The sequence below is a fragment of the Paracoccus limosus genome, assembly GCF_009711185.1.
GTDB lineage: Bacteria > Pseudomonadota > Alphaproteobacteria > Rhodobacterales > Rhodobacteraceae > Paracoccus > Paracoccus limosus.
In genome coordinates this window covers 56,445-70,621 of the sequence record NZ_WMIF01000004.1, presented here as the reverse complement: position 1 = coordinate 70,621, position 14,177 = coordinate 56,445, and the positions used below count along the sequence as shown (strand labels likewise).

The 14,177-nt window shown below is 65.4% G+C and carries 18 protein-coding genes; 8 read left to right on the top strand and 10 right to left on the bottom strand.

Features of this window, described 5'->3' with window-relative positions:
- The first annotated feature begins 13 nt into the window (after positions 1-13).
- The 4 genes from GL279_RS04350 (at position 14) to GL279_RS04335 (ending at position 2,357) form a co-directional block, all read left to right on the top strand.
- The gene (locus tag GL279_RS04350) at positions 14-292 is read left to right on the top strand and encodes an RNA-binding S4 domain-containing protein (protein WP_343039704.1); all 279 of its coding nucleotides are present in this window, start codon (positions 14-16) and stop codon (positions 290-292) included.
- A gap of 175 nt (positions 293-467) precedes the next feature.
- Entirely contained in the window at positions 468-806 is a 339-nt protein-coding gene (fdxA, locus tag GL279_RS04345) for a ferredoxin FdxA (RefSeq protein ID WP_155063382.1), read from the top strand.
- A gap of 342 nt (positions 807-1,148) precedes the next feature.
- Positions 1,149-1,658: a CarD family transcriptional regulator gene (locus GL279_RS04340; protein WP_155063381.1), complete on the top strand. Its 510-nt coding sequence runs from the start codon at positions 1,149-1,151 to the stop codon at positions 1,656-1,658.
- Positions 1,659-1,724: 66 nt separating this feature from the next.
- On the top strand, positions 1,725-2,357 hold the full coding sequence (locus tag GL279_RS04335; protein ID WP_155063380.1) for an FMN-binding negative transcriptional regulator: 633 nt from the start codon (positions 1,725-1,727) through the stop codon (positions 2,355-2,357).
- 76 nt (positions 2,358-2,433) lie between these two features.
- Here the strand turns inward: GL279_RS04335 and GL279_RS04330 are convergent, their stop codons facing one another.
- Complete coding sequence (locus GL279_RS04330) at positions 2,434-2,757, bottom strand: TIGR02300 family protein (RefSeq protein ID WP_155063379.1); 324 nt, start codon at positions 2,755-2,757, stop codon at positions 2,434-2,436.
- A 146-nt stretch (positions 2,758-2,903) separates the two neighbouring features.
- Between GL279_RS04330 and GL279_RS04325 the strand changes: the two genes are divergently transcribed.
- The gene (locus GL279_RS04325) at positions 2,904-3,623 is read left to right on the top strand and encodes a M48 family metallopeptidase (protein ID WP_155063378.1); all 720 of its coding nucleotides are present in this window, start codon (positions 2,904-2,906) and stop codon (positions 3,621-3,623) included.
- A 38-nt stretch (positions 3,624-3,661) separates the two neighbouring features.
- Positions 3,662-4,309, top strand: coding sequence for a GntR family transcriptional regulator (locus tag GL279_RS04320; RefSeq protein ID WP_170293920.1), 648 nt, complete (start codon positions 3,662-3,664; stop codon positions 4,307-4,309).
- Positions 4,310-4,336: 27 nt separating this feature from the next.
- On the opposite strand, the gene GL279_RS04315 is transcribed toward GL279_RS04320, so the two are convergent.
- The 4 genes from GL279_RS04315 to scpA form a co-directional block, all read right to left on the bottom strand.
- Positions 4,337-5,653, bottom strand: coding sequence for a homoserine dehydrogenase (locus tag GL279_RS04315; protein ID WP_155063376.1), 1,317 nt, complete (start codon positions 5,651-5,653; stop codon positions 4,337-4,339).
- A 65-nt stretch (positions 5,654-5,718) separates the two neighbouring features.
- Positions 5,719-6,252: a hypothetical protein gene (locus GL279_RS04310; RefSeq protein WP_343039703.1), complete on the bottom strand. Its 534-nt coding sequence runs from the start codon at positions 6,250-6,252 to the stop codon at positions 5,719-5,721.
- A complete protein-coding gene (locus GL279_RS04305; RefSeq protein WP_155063374.1) occupies positions 6,240-7,064 on the bottom strand; it encodes a glycosyl transferase in 825 nt (274 codons plus the stop codon). Before GL279_RS04305 ends, GL279_RS04310 begins: the two co-directional genes overlap by 13 nt.
- Before the next feature lie 157 nt (positions 7,065-7,221).
- A complete protein-coding gene (gene scpA, locus GL279_RS04300) occupies positions 7,222-9,363 on the bottom strand; it encodes a methylmalonyl-CoA mutase (protein WP_155063373.1) in 2,142 nt (713 codons plus the stop codon).
- Positions 9,364-9,420: 57 nt separating this feature from the next.
- Here scpA and GL279_RS04295 point away from each other — a divergent pair, with 57 nt between their 5' ends.
- On the top strand, positions 9,421-9,939 hold the full coding sequence (locus GL279_RS04295; RefSeq protein ID WP_155063372.1) for a DUF4174 domain-containing protein: 519 nt from the start codon (positions 9,421-9,423) through the stop codon (positions 9,937-9,939).
- 96 nt (positions 9,940-10,035) lie between these two features.
- Positions 10,036-10,218 carry a hypothetical protein gene (locus GL279_RS04290; RefSeq protein WP_155063371.1) on the top strand — a complete coding sequence of 61 codons (183 nt, stop codon included), beginning with the start codon at positions 10,036-10,038 and terminating at the stop codon, positions 10,216-10,218.
- On the opposite strand, the gene GL279_RS04285 is transcribed toward GL279_RS04290, so the two are convergent.
- From GL279_RS04285 to GL279_RS04265, 5 genes are all read right to left on the bottom strand, one after another.
- Positions 10,184-10,867 (bottom strand): hypothetical protein, encoded by a 684-nt coding sequence (locus tag GL279_RS04285; RefSeq protein WP_155063370.1) that lies wholly within the window; start codon positions 10,865-10,867, stop codon positions 10,184-10,186. The two genes, GL279_RS04290 and GL279_RS04285, sit on opposite strands and share 35 nt — an antisense overlap.
- Positions 10,868-10,870: 3 nt before the next feature.
- The gene (locus GL279_RS04280; protein ID WP_155063369.1) at positions 10,871-12,928 is read right to left on the bottom strand and encodes an acetyl-CoA carboxylase biotin carboxylase subunit; all 2,058 of its coding nucleotides are present in this window, start codon (positions 12,926-12,928) and stop codon (positions 10,871-10,873) included.
- A gap of 93 nt (positions 12,929-13,021) precedes the next feature.
- The gene (locus GL279_RS04275; protein WP_155063368.1) at positions 13,022-13,273 is read right to left on the bottom strand and encodes a hypothetical protein; all 252 of its coding nucleotides are present in this window, start codon (positions 13,271-13,273) and stop codon (positions 13,022-13,024) included.
- A 66-nt stretch (positions 13,274-13,339) separates the two neighbouring features.
- Entirely contained in the window at positions 13,340-13,594 is a 255-nt protein-coding gene (locus GL279_RS04270) for a hypothetical protein (protein WP_155063367.1), read from the bottom strand.
- Positions 13,595-13,727: 133 nt separating this feature from the next.
- Positions 13,728-14,141 (bottom strand): hypothetical protein, encoded by a 414-nt coding sequence (locus GL279_RS04265; RefSeq protein ID WP_155063366.1) that lies wholly within the window; start codon positions 14,139-14,141, stop codon positions 13,728-13,730.
- Between the last annotated feature and the right edge of the window lie 36 nt (positions 14,142-14,177).

The window sequence follows — 14,177 nt, the reverse complement described above, 5'->3', positions numbered from 1 at the left end:
GAATGGCTTGCGCGTGAGCATCGAACAGGGCGCAGCCGGCATCCGTCTGGATCGCTGGCTGCACCACGCCCGTCTGTTTCGCACCCGAACCCTCGCCGCTGGTGCCGTCGATGCCGGCGGCATCCGCATGAACGGCAACCCGTGCCGCAAGCCGGCGCAGATGTTGCGCGGCGGCGATGTGGTGACGGTCTCGGCCCATGGTCAGGTGCGCGTGCTGCGGGTGCTGGGACTTGGCGAAAGGCGCGGCCCGGCCAGCGAGGCGGTTGCGCTTTACGAAGAAGTCGAAATGTGATTCTTGCCCGCAGGGCAGCCGCCAGCGAACAGCATTTCACCGAATCGGCCGGGTTTGGAATGGCATTCCACCGCGGGCACGGCCTTTCGGGCCCGGGGTCTTTTCGGCGCCACGGCCTTGAATGATCAACCCACCGGGCGTAACTAGCCGGGCAGGAAACAGGAATAGATGCGCCATGACCTATGTCGTCACCGATAACTGCATCATGTGCAAATACACCGATTGCGTTGAGGTGTGCCCCGTGGACTGTTTCTACGAAGGCGAAAACACGCTGGTCATCCATCCCGACGAATGCATCGACTGCGGCGTGTGCGAGCCCGAGTGCCCCGCCGACGCCATCCGTCCCGATACCGAGCCGGACATGGAAACCTGGGTCGAGTTCAACCGGAAATACGCCGAAGTCTGGCCGGTCATCACCCGCAAGAAAGAGCCGATGCCGGGCTATGAGGAAATGGACGGTCAGGCCGACAAGCTTGCGAAATACTTCTCGCCCAATCCGGGCGAGGGCGACTGATCGCGCTATCACACTGGCTTGAACGCTCCCGCCGGTTGCTGCGCCATCGGCGAGAATTTGCATGTCATTTCGCCGGTAAGCCCCCGTTTTCTTGTCCGATTTGACCGTTTTGCATTGCATCGGCTTTGACGTCGCGCCGGCTTTGATTTCTGCGCTGATTCGTGATATATGAATGACACATACCGCCGCAGGGCCACTTGTGTGGCCTGATCGGGGGTGCTGCCTGCCCTGACCGACTGCTACGGCCGGGATCGAAAAACAACAATGTTGGCCCATAAGGTCGGGGAAACCCGCCTTGGGGTTCTTTGCGCCGCAGACAGGCGCCGCTGTGAAGGAAATTCAATGTCGAAAGCCAAGAAGACCGAATTCCGCCCCGATGATTTCGTGGTCTATCCGACCCATGGCGTGGGCCGCATCGTGTCCATCGAAGAGCAGGAGATCGCCGGTCTGCGCCTCGAAATGTTCGTGATCTCGTTCGAAAAGGACAAGATGACGCTGCGCGTGCCGACCTCGCGCGCGACCGAAATCGGCATGCGCGGCCTTTCGACTCCCGACCTGATTGACCGGGCGCTGGAAACGCTGAAGGGCAAGGCCCGCGTGAAACGCGCGATGTGGTCGCGCCGCGCGCAGGAATATGAGCAAAAGATCAACTCGGGTGACCTGATGTCGATCGCCGAGGTCGTGCGCGATCTGCACCGCAATGACGACCAGCGTGAGCAGTCCTATTCCGAGCGTCAGCTTTACGAAGCCGCGCTGGACCGGCTGACGCGCGAAGTGGCGGCTGTGTCGGGCATGGATGAGGCCGGCGCCCAGAAAAAGGTCGAGACCGTGCTGACCGCGCGCGCCGCCTGATCCGTTTGCCAGATCGTAAAAAGGGGCGCCCAGGTGGCGCCCTTTTTCATGCCCGCAGGAGCGCAGATGTATATCCCGCCGCATTTTCAGGAACTGGACCCGACCCAGATCGCCCGCGTGACCGAAGCCGCGCCCTTGGCCTGTGTCGTGGCGCAGACGGCGCAGGGGTTACTCGCCAATCACCTGCCGCTGCTTGGGGCCTCGGGCGGGCGGCTGATCGGTCATGTGGCATTGGCCAATGACATGCACCGGCTGATCGCCGAGGGGCAGGAGGTGCTGGCGATCTTTCTGGGCGAACAGGGCTATGTTTCGCCGAACTATTACCCCTCCAAGGCCGAGCATCACCGCCATGTCCCGACCTGGAACTATGAGGTGGTGCATATGCGCGGCCGGATCTGGTTTCAGCATGGCGAACAGGCCAAGCGTGCCGCCGTCGGCCTGCTGACCCGCCAGCACGAACGGCGGCTGCATGGTGCCGCAGGCTGGCGCATGGCCGATGCGCCGCCGGATTACCTGCAAGAGATGCTGGCCCATATCGTCGCGCTGCGCATCGAGGTGGGGCAGGTGCTGGCAAAATCCAAGCTGAGCCAGAACCGCGCGCCGCGCGATCTGGAGGGCGCGATTGCCGGCCTGCGCGGCGCGGGGCAAGAGGCGCTGGCCGCACGGATGCAGGCGCGGCGCGACCGCGCCACCGATTGACCAACCACCCGGACATGAAAACACCCCCGTGGCGGCGCCAGCGGGGGTGTATTCGCTTTGCGGTGGATGACGGGGATCAGTCCTCGTCGCTCTCCGGGACATCGGCGATGTCGTCCAGCGACACGTCGCCGTCGTCATCGTCATCGTCCAGCAGATCGTCGTCCAGATCGCCGCTGTCGGCGTCATCGTCCAGATCGTCATCATCGACCAGATCGTTCTGATCGTCGTCCCGAGCCGCAGTCTTCTCTGCGATCAGCGAGCGGGTCCGGCCACTGGTCAGGCTTTCCGCCGTGAACACGTTGCCGCAGGCCGGGCAGGTCATCGGATCGTTCATCAGGTCGTAAAAGCGGGTCGCACAATGGGGGCACTGACGCTTGGTGCCCCATTCCTCTTTGGGCATGGTATTCTCTTTCCGCCGCAGTTAGGTAAATCCGCTGTCCCCTGCCATAGGTGGTGCAGGCTGTCAAAGCCTTTTCCCCCGCTGGTCAGGCACGGTCAGGGTCAGTAACTAGGTGGGAACGACCGGGGTTGCAAGGCAGAGACGGCATGGCGACAGCGCAGGGCTTTACGGTGGGCGGCGATATTCCGGTGCTGTTGCGCCGTTCGGCGCGGGCGCGGCGCATGACGCTGCGCGTCACCCGGGCCGAGGGGCAGGTGGTGCTGACGCTGCCCCTGCGCGCCAGCCTGTCCGAAGGCCGCGCCTTTGCCGAATCCCGCGCCGACTGGTTGCGCCGGGTGCGGGCCGATCTGCCCCGCGCCCAGATCGTCGGCCCCGGCGTGCTGCTGCCGGTCGAGGGGCAGTTGCTGCGCATCACCCCCGCCCCCCTGCGCGCCGCCCGGATCGAGGGTGAGGCGCTTCTGGTGCCGGGTGCGCGTCCCGCCGGGCCGGCTGCGGCAGCCTTTCTGAAACATCTGGCCCATGCCCGGCTGGTCGCGGCCTCGGACCGCCATGCCGCGCGGCTGGGGCGCGGCTTTCGCAGCATCAGCCTGCGCGACACCCGCTCGCGCTGGGGCAGCTGCACACATGACGGCCGGCTGATGTATTCCTGGCGACTGGCGATGGCGCCGCCGGCGGTGCTGGATTACGTCGCCGCGCATGAGGTCGCGCATCTGCTGCATATGGACCATTCTCCGGCCTTCTGGGCCGCGACCGCGCGGCTGGTGCCCGATTGGCAAGAGCATCGTGGCTGGCTGCGCCAGAATGGCACCGATCTGCTGGCATGGCGCTTTGCCGCTGCGCCGGATGGGGCCGGTCTGGACGGTTGACGCCGCCGCCTTTGTGATCACATATGCAGGGCATGAGCATGACCGCGAACCGCCCCCCCGAAACCCCCGCGCATGAGCGCCTGTATCGTCGCCTGCGCAGCCGCATCATGCTGGGCGAATTGCCGCCCGGCCTGCCGCTGACCCTGCGCGGGCTTGCGGCCGAGCATCGCGTCTCGATGACGCCAGCGCGCGAGGCGGTGCGGCGTCTGGTCGCCGAAGGCGCGCTGTCGCTGTCCAGTTCCGGCCGCATCTCGACCCCCGAGCTGTCGGTCGAGCGGATCGAGGAACTGGCGGCGCTGCGCGCGCTGATCGAGCCGGAACTGGCGACCCGCGCCCTGCCGCGCGCGCATCAGGCGCTGATCGACCGGCTGGCGCTGATCAATTCCGCCATCGGCGAGGCGGTCGAGGCGCATGATGCCGTGGCCTATATCCGCACCAATCTGGAATTTCACCGCACGCTTTACCTGCGCGCGCAGGCGCCGGCGATGCTGGCGGTGCTGGAAACGGTCTGGCTGCAGCTGGGGCCGACCATGCGGATGCTCTATGGCCGGGTCAAACGCCACGAGCCGCCGCGCCACCACCGCATGATCCTCGCCTCGTTGCGGGCGGGGGATGAGCCGGGGCTGCGGCTGGCGGTGCGGGCCGATGTGACGCATGGGCTGCGGCATCTGGCACAGCAGGGCTAGGGCGCGGCGACGACCGCGCCCCTGTCGTCAGACTTCCTCGATGCGCAGCTCGACCGGGGCGCCGGCGATGACGCCGGTTTCGGGCAGGGCGGCGATGGCGTGGTCGATGGCCTCGGGCGTGGTCTTGTGCGTGACGATCAGCACCGGCGCCACGCCCTCCTCGTCATGCTTGCCATATTGCCGCATCCGGTCGATCGAGATCCCGGCCTCGCCCAGCACGCTTGCCACCTTGGCCAGTGCACCCGGTTTGTCGGCCAGCGCCAAGCGGATGTAATAGGCGGCCGGCACGGCGGTGCGCGCCGCCTGCGGCACCGACAGCGCCTGCGCCGGCTGGCCAAAGGCCGGAATGCGCACGCCGCGCGCGATTTCCACGATATCGGACAGCACGGCGCTGGCGGTCGGGCCTTCGCCCGCACCGGCGCCGCGCAAGACGATCTGTCCGACCGAGTCGCCCTCGATCACCACCATGTTCGTGCCGCCTTGCAGCTGGCCCAGCGGGCTGTCGGCCGGCACCAGACAGGGCGACATGCGCTGTTCCAGCCCGCGGCCGGTCATCTGCGCCACGCCCAAGAGCTTGATGCGATAGCCCATGTCGGCGGCGCGGCGGATGTCGTCGATGCTGATGCGCTCGATGCCCTCGATCTCGACCGAACCAAAGGCCGGGCGGGTGCCAAAGGCGATGGCCGACAGGATTGCCAGCTTGTGGCTGGCGTCGATGCCGCCGACGTCCAGTGTCGGATCGGCCTCAAGATAGCCCAGCTGCCGCGCCTCTTCGAAGACCTGCTCATAGGGCAGGCCGCCGCTTTCCATCCGGGTCAGGATATAGTTGCAGGTGCCGTTCATCACGCCCATGACGCGGCGAATCTGGTTGCCGGCCAGCGACTCGGTCATCGCCTTGATGACGGGGATACCGCCCGCCACCGCTGCCTCGAAACGCAGCACGCGGCCCTCGGCATCGGCCAGCTCGGCCAGTTCCTGACCATGGATCGCCAGCAGCGCCTTGTTGGCGGTGACCACATCCTTGCCGGCGCGCAGCGCGGCGGTCACGGCCTCGCGGGCGACGCCCTCATGGCCGCCAACCAGTTCGACGAACACATCGACATCGTCGCGCACCGCCAGCGCCCGGGCGTCGTCTTCCCAGGCATAGGCCGACAGATCGACGTCGCGGTTCTTCATCCGGTCGCGGGCGCTGACTGCGGTGATCGCCACCGGCCGGCCCGAGCGCGCCGCCAAGAGCGCGGCATGGTTCTGGATGATCTTGACGGTGCCGGTGCCGACGGTCCCCAGCCCGGCAATGCCGAGACGCAGCGGAGAGGCGGTCTGCCCCGAATTCTGGGCGGTCATGGGATACTCGTGCTTATGGACAGGCCGGTAGTTAGCGCAAGGCGACAGGCGTTGCAACGCGGGGGTTAGTCCTCGTCGTCGCCGGCCCAATAGCCGCTGATCCCGGTGGCGCGCATGACATGCAAAACGCGCATGCCGATCTCGATCGTGTCCTGACGGATGCGCTCCAGCTCGGGCGTCGACAGCGCCTTGTCCTGAACATGACCGCGCGTGCTGACAAAGGCCGGATGCCAGCGCGTCGGATCCTCGGTCGGCCGCCACGAGGCATGGCACAGCAGATTGCGCATCAGCTTGATCGCGGCCAGCCGTTCGGTGATCTGGTTACGTTCGCGCAGGCCCGGATGGCGGCGCATCGCGGCATCCAGTTGCTCGATCAGCGTCCCCATCGAGTCATCGGCCAGTTGCCCGATCCGCTCCAGCCAATGCTGCAACTCGGCCTCGCTCAGGTCGTCGGCCAGCCGGGCGCGGTCCAGCGCGTAAAGCGTGCGCTTGATGATCTCCTCAAGCCAGCCAAAGGCCGCGACGCATTGCCCCAAGGCCGCCGCGAAATCGGGCGGCAGGCCGTGATAGCTTTCGGGGGCGGCGCCTATTCGCGCCACAGCTCTTTGACCCAGGGCACAGGGCGCAGGTAATGGCGCAGGTGCTTGCCAAGGCTTTCGCGCCGGCGGCCGTCAAATGCGGCGCGCAGATGGTCCATCGGCGCAAGATGCTGGTCCGCCTCGTCCCAGCGGCCGGCGATGGCGTCGGGCGGGTTCAGGTTGCCGGGAAAGATCACGATGCGGGTGGCGCGCGGGATGCGCGCGTCCCGCCAGTAGTTCAGCGGGAAATTCGGCACGCAATGCATGCGGAAATGCGCCAGCCAGCCTCTGGGCCAGAACTTGACGCCGCCCGGCGCATTGCGGGTGACGAAACGCTGCTCGTATTTGAACTTGTCGGCCGCAGCCTGCGGATCGGCGCGAAAGATCTCCTGCAGGGGCTTCAGCTTGCCGACCCGCATCCGATAGACCGAGGTTTGACCCATCTTTTCCAGCGGCGTGTTCGGGTTCAGCCCCAGCACGGTGTCATCGGGATCGCCATAGCTGAAGAAATCATCCAGACTACCGGTGACGATCACGTCCAGATCCAGAAACAGCACCACCCCGGTCACATCGCCCAGATCGCCCCAAAGCCGCGATTTCGGCCATTTTCCCTTGGTATTGACCGGCGCCTGATAACTGAACTCGGGCAGGGGCCGCACGGCGATGTCCGGGTGCAGCCCGCTGCCGTCATCGGTAAAGCAATACAGTTGGAACGGCGGCGTGATATTGCGCGCGATCATACCATGCAGGCGGTTGACGAACTCGGGCCCAAATTTCGTGCCCCATTTGATGCAGATGATCTGCTTGACCGTGCCGTTGCGCCCGTCGTTCATGCCCGCCCCTTGCTTTGCCCCGAGTCTGGCACGCGACCCCACCCGACACAAGACAGCGCCGCACCACCAGACCCCGCGCCCGGACCCAGCGCAGCATCGGTCTTCACCATTTTCCAAATACCCGGCGACGTTGGCCGCCGGGCGATGCGCGCGGGTCTCAGGCGCGGGCGGCGCGGATCAGCGCAAGGATATCCTTCGCCGCCGCCGGAATATTGGTGCCGGGACCAAAGATCGCCTTCACTCCGGCGCGGGTCAGGAAATCGTAATCCTGCTGCGGGATCACGCCGCCGCAGATCACGATGATCTCGCCTGCGCCCTGTTCCTTCAGCGCCGCGATCAGTTTGGGCGCCAGCGTCTTGTGACCCGCCGCCTGAGACGAGATGCCAATGACATGCACGTCGTTGTCGATGGCGTCCTGCGCCGCCTCCTCGGGCGTCTGGAACAAGGGCCCCACGTCGACGTCAAAGCCGATATCGGCGAAGGCGGTGGCGATGACCTTGGCGCCGCGGTCATGGCCGTCCTGACCCATCTTGACCACCAGCATGCGCGGACGCCGGCCCTCTTCCTCGGCAAAGGCCTCGACGTCGCGCTGGATCTGCGCGAACTCCTCGTCGCCCTCATAGGCGGCGCCATATACCCCTGCCAAAGTCCTCACCTCCGCCCTGTGCCGACCAAAGGTGCCCTCCATGGCCAGGCTGATTTCACCGACGCTGGCACGGGCGCGGGCACATTCGACCGCCGCCTCCAGCAGGTTGCCGCCCTCGACCGTGCGCCGGCCCAGCTCCAGCAGGGCGGCCTGACAGGCGGCCTCGTCGCGGCTGGCGCGGATCTGGTTCAGCCGGGCGATCTGCGCCTCGCGCACCTTCATATTGTCGATGTCGAGGATCTCGATCGGGTCCTGTTGCGCCAGCCGGTATTTGTTCACGCCGACGATCACATCCTCGCCCCGGTCGATCTGGGCCTGACGCCGCGCCGCCGTTTCCTCGATGCGCAGCTTGGGCATGCCCGAGGCCACGGCCTTGGTCATGCCGCCCATCGCCTCGACTTCCTCGATCAGTGCCCAGGCCTTGTCGGCCAGCTCGGCGGTCAGGCTTTCGACGTAATAGCTGCCCGCCAAGGGGTCGACGACATGGGTGATGCCGGTTTCCTCTTGCAGGATCAGCTGGGTGTTGCGCGCGATCCGGGCGCTGAACTCGGTGGGCAGGGCAATTGCCTCGTCCAGTGCATTGGTGTGCAGCGATTGCGTGCCGCCCAGGGCCGCCGCCATCGCCTCATAGGCGGTGCGGACCACGTTGTTATAGGGGTCCTGTTCTTGCAAGCTGACGCCCGAGGTCTGGCAATGCGTGCGCAGCATCAGGCTGCCCGCCTTTTTCGGCGCGAACTCCTTCATGATCCGCGTCCACAGCAGCCGCGCCGCGCGCAGCTTGGCGACCTCCATGAAGAAGTTCATGCCGATGGCGAAAAAGAACGACAGCCGCCCGGCGAAATCGTCGACATTCATTCCGGCCTTCAGCGCGGCGCGGACATATTCTCGCCCGTCGGCCAGCGTATAGGCCAGTTCCTGCACAAGGTTCGCGCCCGCCTCCTGCATGTGATAGCCGGAAATCGAGATCGAGTTGAACTTGGGCATCTCTTTCGAGGTGTATTCGATGATGTCGGCGATGATCCGCATGCTGGGTTCGGGCGGATAGATATAGGTGTTCCGCACCATGAACTCTTTCAGGATGTCGTTCTGGATCGTGCCCGACAACACGGCGCGGGAATGGCCCTGTTCCTCGCCGGTGACGATGAAATTGGCCAGGATCGGGATCACCGCGCCGTTCATCGTCATCGAGACCGAGACCTTGTCCAGCGGGATGCCGTCGAACAGGATCTTCATGTCCTCGACCGAATCGATGGCGACGCCGGCCTTGCCCACGTCACCCTCGACGCGGGGATGGTCGCTGTCATAGCCGCGGTGCGTCGCCAGATCGAAGGCGACCGAGACGCCCTGCTGCCCGGCGGCCAGCGCCTTGCGGTAAAAGGCGTTCGATTCCTCGGCGGTGGAAAAGCCTGCATATTGCCGGATCGTCCAGGGGCGGCCGGCATACATGGTCGCGCGCGGGCCACGGGTAAAGGGCTCGATCCCCGGCAGGCTGCCCAGATGCGGCAGGCTGTCGGTATCGTCCTGGGTGTATAGCGGCTTGACCTCGATCCCTTCCAGCGTCTGCCAGTTCAGGCTGTCGGGATCGGCCCCTTTCAACTCCTTGCTGGCAAGCTGGCGCCACTGCTCCAGACTGGCTTTCGTGCTGTCGGTCATCTTGCATCCTTTCCCGTGGCCTTCCGATCCCTATATGAAGGTAGGGACGGAGGCGCGATGAAACTGAAACGGTTGATCTTTCTGATGGCGGTGCCGCTGTTGGCGGCCATGGGGCCGAAACCGCAGGGCGAGGCCGACGGTCGCTTCGTGCGCGGCGAAGTGCCGGCGGCAACCAGCGAGGCCAAGCCGATGTCGCGCAGCCTGCCCGAAGGCGGGCTGGACGTGCTGGAGGCGGCCGAGGTCGACCCGGCGGAATTCATCTGGCAGGCGCGGCCCTTGGTGGTCTTTGCCGATACTGCCGCCGATCCCGATTTCACCGCCCAGCTGGCGCAGCTGCGCCGCGATCCGGCCTCGCTGTTGATCCGCGACGTGGTGGTGATCACCGACACCAACCCGGCCGGCAACAGCGCCTGGCGCCGGCAATTGCGCCCCGAAGGGTTTTCGGTGGTGCTGATGGACAAGGACGGGCAGGTGAAAAGCCGGCTGCCCTCGCCGCGCTCGGTGCGCGAGATCAGCCGGGCCATCGACAAATTCCCGTTGCGCCGGCGCGAGATCGGCCGCGCTGCACTGCCCTGAGCGGCAAAAAACGCAACTGCTTCGTTGCGGGACAGCGCGCAAGACACTATCTTTGCAACAGGACAGTTCCGCTGTCCGCTGCCAAGGAGGCCCGTCATGTCGAATTCGCCCCTGCCGCGCGTCAAGGAACAGCCGGCCGCGCCCAAGCGTCCCCGGTTGGATTCGGCGACCGAAAAGCTGGTCGAACGGCTGCGCGGCGCCCGCACCGCCAATGAGATGGCCGAAATCGTCGGATTGAAGCCCATCAAAGGTCGCTCCGGTCCGAAAATCGCTTATTGAAGCGCTGGCGCAATTCCGCCAGCTCTGCCGGCAGGCTGTTGGCCAGCACCGCCGCTGCCGCCTGTTTTTCCGCCTGCGCCGCCGCGCTTTCCTGATCCAGCATCTGCCGCAGCGCATCCTCACCAAAGAACACACTGGTCATCAGCAGCCGCAGCGCCTCTTGCCCGCTTTCGCGCGCTGATTCGGTCAGCTCCAGATAATCGGCAAACATCTCGACGGCGCGCGGCTGATCCTTTTCGGCCTGTTTCTGCATCGCCTCGGCGAATGAGCCCATGATCGACAGCTGCCGGTAATAGGTCACCACCGGGTCGATCACATCGGCAGGCAGGATATGCACCTCTTCGATGATGGCCGCAAAGATGCGGTCATTGGCCTGCGCCGGGATAAAAGGAAAGCGGCCGCTGTCGCGCAGACCTTGCAGCAGGGCGGCCGTGGCCTCGTCATCCAGCCGCTGGCTTTCCAGCGCCACGACATGGGCCCGGATCTCGGCCAGAAGCGCGCGTTGCACGTCATTGATGCGCTCGCTGCGCAGGGCGCGGGCGCGGCGGCGGTTCAGCCAGTCATCGATGGGCCGGGCCAGCATCGCCACGACGGCGGCGACCAGCGCCGCCACCACCGTGGGATTAAGGATGCTGCCCGGTCCGAACATGGATCACTCGAACTCGATGATCACGTCATCGACCTTCAGGCTTTCGCCCGGCGTGGCATTGACGGATTTCACCACGGCCTTCTTCTCGGCGCGCAGGATGTTCTCCATCTTCATCGCCTCGACGGTGGCCAGCGCCTGACCCTCTTGCACCTCGTCGCCGACCGCGACGTTGATTTTCACCACCAGACCCGGCATCGGGCAAAGCAGGAATTTCGAGGTATCGGGCGGCAGTTTCTCGGGCATCAGCCGTGCCAGCTCGGCGGCGCGCGGACGGCGGACATAGGTTTTCAGATCGGCGCCCCGCACCCGCAGCCGGAAGCCCGAGGGCAGGCGGTCGACCTTCATCACCAAGGGCGTGCCATCCACCGACAGCCGCGCCAGCGTCTGGCCGGGCAGCCAGTCGCTTTCGACGCGCAGCTTGCGACCGCCGATCTCGACGGTCGAGCCCTGTTTGTCGGCGGTGATGCGCACCGGGAATTCCTGCCCGGCGACCGTCACCATCCAATGTTCGCCGACATGGCGTTCGTGATTGTCCAGCCGGCCCGAGATGCGGGTGCGGCGGATTTCGGCGACGCGATGCATGGCGGCGGCCGAGGCGGCGATGCGGGTCAGCTCGGCTTCGGGCAGCGTCGCGCCCATGAAGCCCTCGGGGTATTCCTGCGCGATGAAGGCGGTGGAAATGTCGCCCGAGACGAATTTCGGATGATCCATCACCGCCGACAGGAAGGGCAGGTTGTGGCCGATGCCCTCGACCTCGAATTCATCCAGCGCCAGCCGCATTTCCTCGATGGCCTCTGCACGGGTCGGCGCCCAGGTACAGAGTTTCGCGATCATCGGGTCGTAATACATGCTGATCTCGCCGCCCTCATAGACGCCGGTATCGTTGCGCACGCCCGTCGCGCCCGCCGCCGGACGGTCGCCCGGACGTGCCGGCACCCAGCGGTCGGCCTGAAGCAGGGGACCGGCGGCGGTTTCGGCCGGCGGGCGATAGCGGGTCAGCCGGCCGATCGAGGGCAGGAAGTTGCGATAGGGATCCTCGGCGTAAAGCCGGCTTTCGATGGCCCAGCCGTTGATCTTCAGATCGTCCTGCGTGAACGGCAGCGCCTCGCCATTCGCGACGCGGATCATCTGCTCGACCAGATCGACGCCGGTGATCAGTTCTGTCACCGGATGTTCAACCTGAAGCCGGGTGTTCATTTCCAGAAAATAGAAATTCTTGTCGCCATCGACGATGAACTCGACGGTCCCGGCGCTGGTATAGCCCACCGCCTTGGCCAGCGCGCAGGCCTGTTCGCCCATGGCCTTGCGCGTCGCCTCGTCCAGGAAGGGCGAGGGGGCTTCCTCGATGACCTTCTGGTTGCGGCGCTGGATCGAGCATTCGCGTTCATGCAGATAGACGCAATTGCCGTGCTGATCGGCCAGCACCTGAATTTCGATATGGCGCGGCTGCGTCACGAATTTCTCGATAAAGATGCGGTCGTCGCCAAAGCTGTTGGCCGCCTCGTTCTTGGAGCTTTCAAAGCCCTCGCGCGCCTCCTGGTCGTTCCAGGCGATGCGCATGCCCTTGCCGCCGCCGCCGGCGCTGGCCTTGATCATCACCGGATAGCCGATCTGGTTCGAGATCGTCACCGCCTCTTCGGCGTCGGCAATCAGGCCCATGTAGCCGGGAACCGTAGAAACACCAGCCTCTTGCGCCAGTTTCTTCGAGGTAATCTTGTCGCCCATCGCCTCGATGGCGGGCGAGGGCGGGCCGACGAACACGACGCCCTCGGCCTCAAGCGCGGCGGCGAAATCCATCCGCTCGGACAGGAAGCCATAGCCGGGATGCACGGCCTCGGCGCCGGTCTGGCGGATGGCGTCCATGATCTTGTCGATGACGATATAGGACTGGTTGGCGGGCGGCGGGCCGATATGGACGGCCTCGTCGGCCATCTTCACATGCAGGGCATTGCGGTCGGCGTCGGAATAGACGGCGACGGTCTGGATGCCCATCTTTTTCGCGGTCTTGATGACACGGCAGGCGATCTCGCCCCGGTTGGCGATCAGGATTTTTTTGAACATGTTGCTTTCCCCAAGGGCAAGTGCCGGACATAAGAAAGCCGCCCCGGCATGACACCGGGACGGCCTGAATGGAACAGACGGATCTGCTGCGGATCAGTAGCGGCGATACTGCTGGTATTGCTGCTGACGGTTCGGTTCGCACAGGCGCACGTCATCGCAAAGCGCACCGGCGACAGCGCCGATGGCCGCGCCACGCGCGACATTGTGGCCGCCGACCGAGGCGATGGTCGCGCCGACGCCGGCACCGATGAGGCCGCGGTCAAGATCGGTCGGCTGGATGTTCTGGGTGCAACCGGCAAGGCCGAGAAGGCCAAGGCCAAGCGCAAGGACGAGTTTCTTCGACATGTCGAAAGCTCCGGAATAAGACGGGTGCGCGCGCGGTCATCGCGCCCGCATCCGTCGGAATTGGGATCAGTAGCCGCGCGACTGGCAGACGCCGACCGGGCCGCAGAGCGCGCCACCAGCCGCGCCGATGAGCGCGCCGGTGCCGACATCGCCGTCGACGATTTTCGCGACGGCCGCACCGGCGATGGCGCCACCAGCGGCGCGCTGAACGTCAGGCGGGATGCTGCCCATGCCGCCGCCGTAGCCGCCCTGATCGCAAGCGGCGAGGCCGCCGAGCACCAGGGCCGCAACCGAAAGACGAAGAATGACGGATTTATGCATAGCGATTTGCCTGTATGATGGGCCCCTTTGCGGGCCGGGTGTGATAGCGACCCAGGCAATATGACATGCAAGTTTGTCAGAAGAAACTGACAAGCATGTGAAAAAACGAGGCTACGCACAAATCCGCGCATGGCTATTCGTCCTCGTCCCAATCGTCGTCGTCATCCCATTGCCCGTCATCGTCCCAGTCGAATTGCGGCGGTTCGCTGGCGAAAAGCTGCGGGAATGCGGCCTCGGCCTTTTTCATGTCGAGGCGCAAAAGCTGGCCGTAATCGGTGGGATCAAGCTTGCCGACCGGCACCACCTCGCGGCCCAGAAACCAGGACAGGCGGCCGGCATCCAGATTGCCGCGCTCGAACGGTTCCTCGGCGAAATGTGCGATCAGCGCGGCCAGAAAGGCCTCGTCGGCGCGGCGGTCAACGGGCTTGCGGTCGCGAAAGCGCTCGCGCCGGATCAGCGGCGTCGCGCCCTTCTTGTTGGCGCGGCGGATGACGAATTGATGATCGGTGCCGGAAAGACGGCCGGGAAAGCCGCGATGCTTCAGCATGATGTGCCCCTTTGTTGCTGCACGGGAACGGGCAGG

Coding starts and splice junctions, on each gene's coding strand:
- fdxA (WP_155063382.1), top strand. CDS start 468: ATGACCTATGTCGTCACCGATAACTGCATCATGTGCAAATACACCGAT.
- GL279_RS04305 (WP_155063374.1), bottom strand. CDS start 7,064: ATGAACGACGGGCGCAACGGCACGGTCAAGCAGATCATCTGCATCAAA.
- GL279_RS04295 (WP_155063372.1), top strand. CDS start 9,421: ATGAAACTGAAACGGTTGATCTTTCTGATGGCGGTGCCGCTGTTGGCG.
- GL279_RS04285 (WP_155063370.1), bottom strand. CDS start 10,867: ATGTTCGGACCGGGCAGCATCCTTAATCCCACGGTGGTGGCGGCGCTG.
- GL279_RS04330 (WP_155063379.1), bottom strand. CDS start 2,757: ATGCCCAAAGAGGAATGGGGCACCAAGCGTCAGTGCCCCCATTGTGCG.
- GL279_RS04320 (WP_170293920.1), top strand. CDS start 3,662: ATGACCGCGAACCGCCCCCCCGAAACCCCCGCGCATGAGCGCCTGTAT.
- GL279_RS04280 (WP_155063369.1), bottom strand. CDS start 12,928: ATGTTCAAAAAAATCCTGATCGCCAACCGGGGCGAGATCGCCTGCCGT.
- scpA (WP_155063373.1), bottom strand. CDS start 9,363: ATGACCGACAGCACGAAAGCCAGTCTGGAGCAGTGGCGCCAGCTTGCC.
- GL279_RS04270 (WP_155063367.1), bottom strand. CDS start 13,594: ATGCATAAATCCGTCATTCTTCGTCTTTCGGTTGCGGCCCTGGTGCTC.
- GL279_RS04265 (WP_155063366.1), bottom strand. CDS start 14,141: ATGCTGAAGCATCGCGGCTTTCCCGGCCGTCTTTCCGGCACCGATCAT.
- GL279_RS04315 (WP_155063376.1), bottom strand. CDS start 5,653: ATGACCGCCCAGAATTCGGGGCAGACCGCCTCTCCGCTGCGTCTCGGC.
- GL279_RS04275 (WP_155063368.1), bottom strand. CDS start 13,273: ATGTCGAAGAAACTCGTCCTTGCGCTTGGCCTTGGCCTTCTCGGCCTT.
- GL279_RS04340 (WP_155063381.1), top strand. CDS start 1,149: ATGTCGAAAGCCAAGAAGACCGAATTCCGCCCCGATGATTTCGTGGTC.
- GL279_RS04335 (WP_155063380.1), top strand. CDS start 1,725: ATGTATATCCCGCCGCATTTTCAGGAACTGGACCCGACCCAGATCGCC.
- GL279_RS04290 (WP_155063371.1), top strand. CDS start 10,036: ATGTCGAATTCGCCCCTGCCGCGCGTCAAGGAACAGCCGGCCGCGCCC.
- GL279_RS04325 (WP_155063378.1), top strand. CDS start 2,904: ATGGCGACAGCGCAGGGCTTTACGGTGGGCGGCGATATTCCGGTGCTG.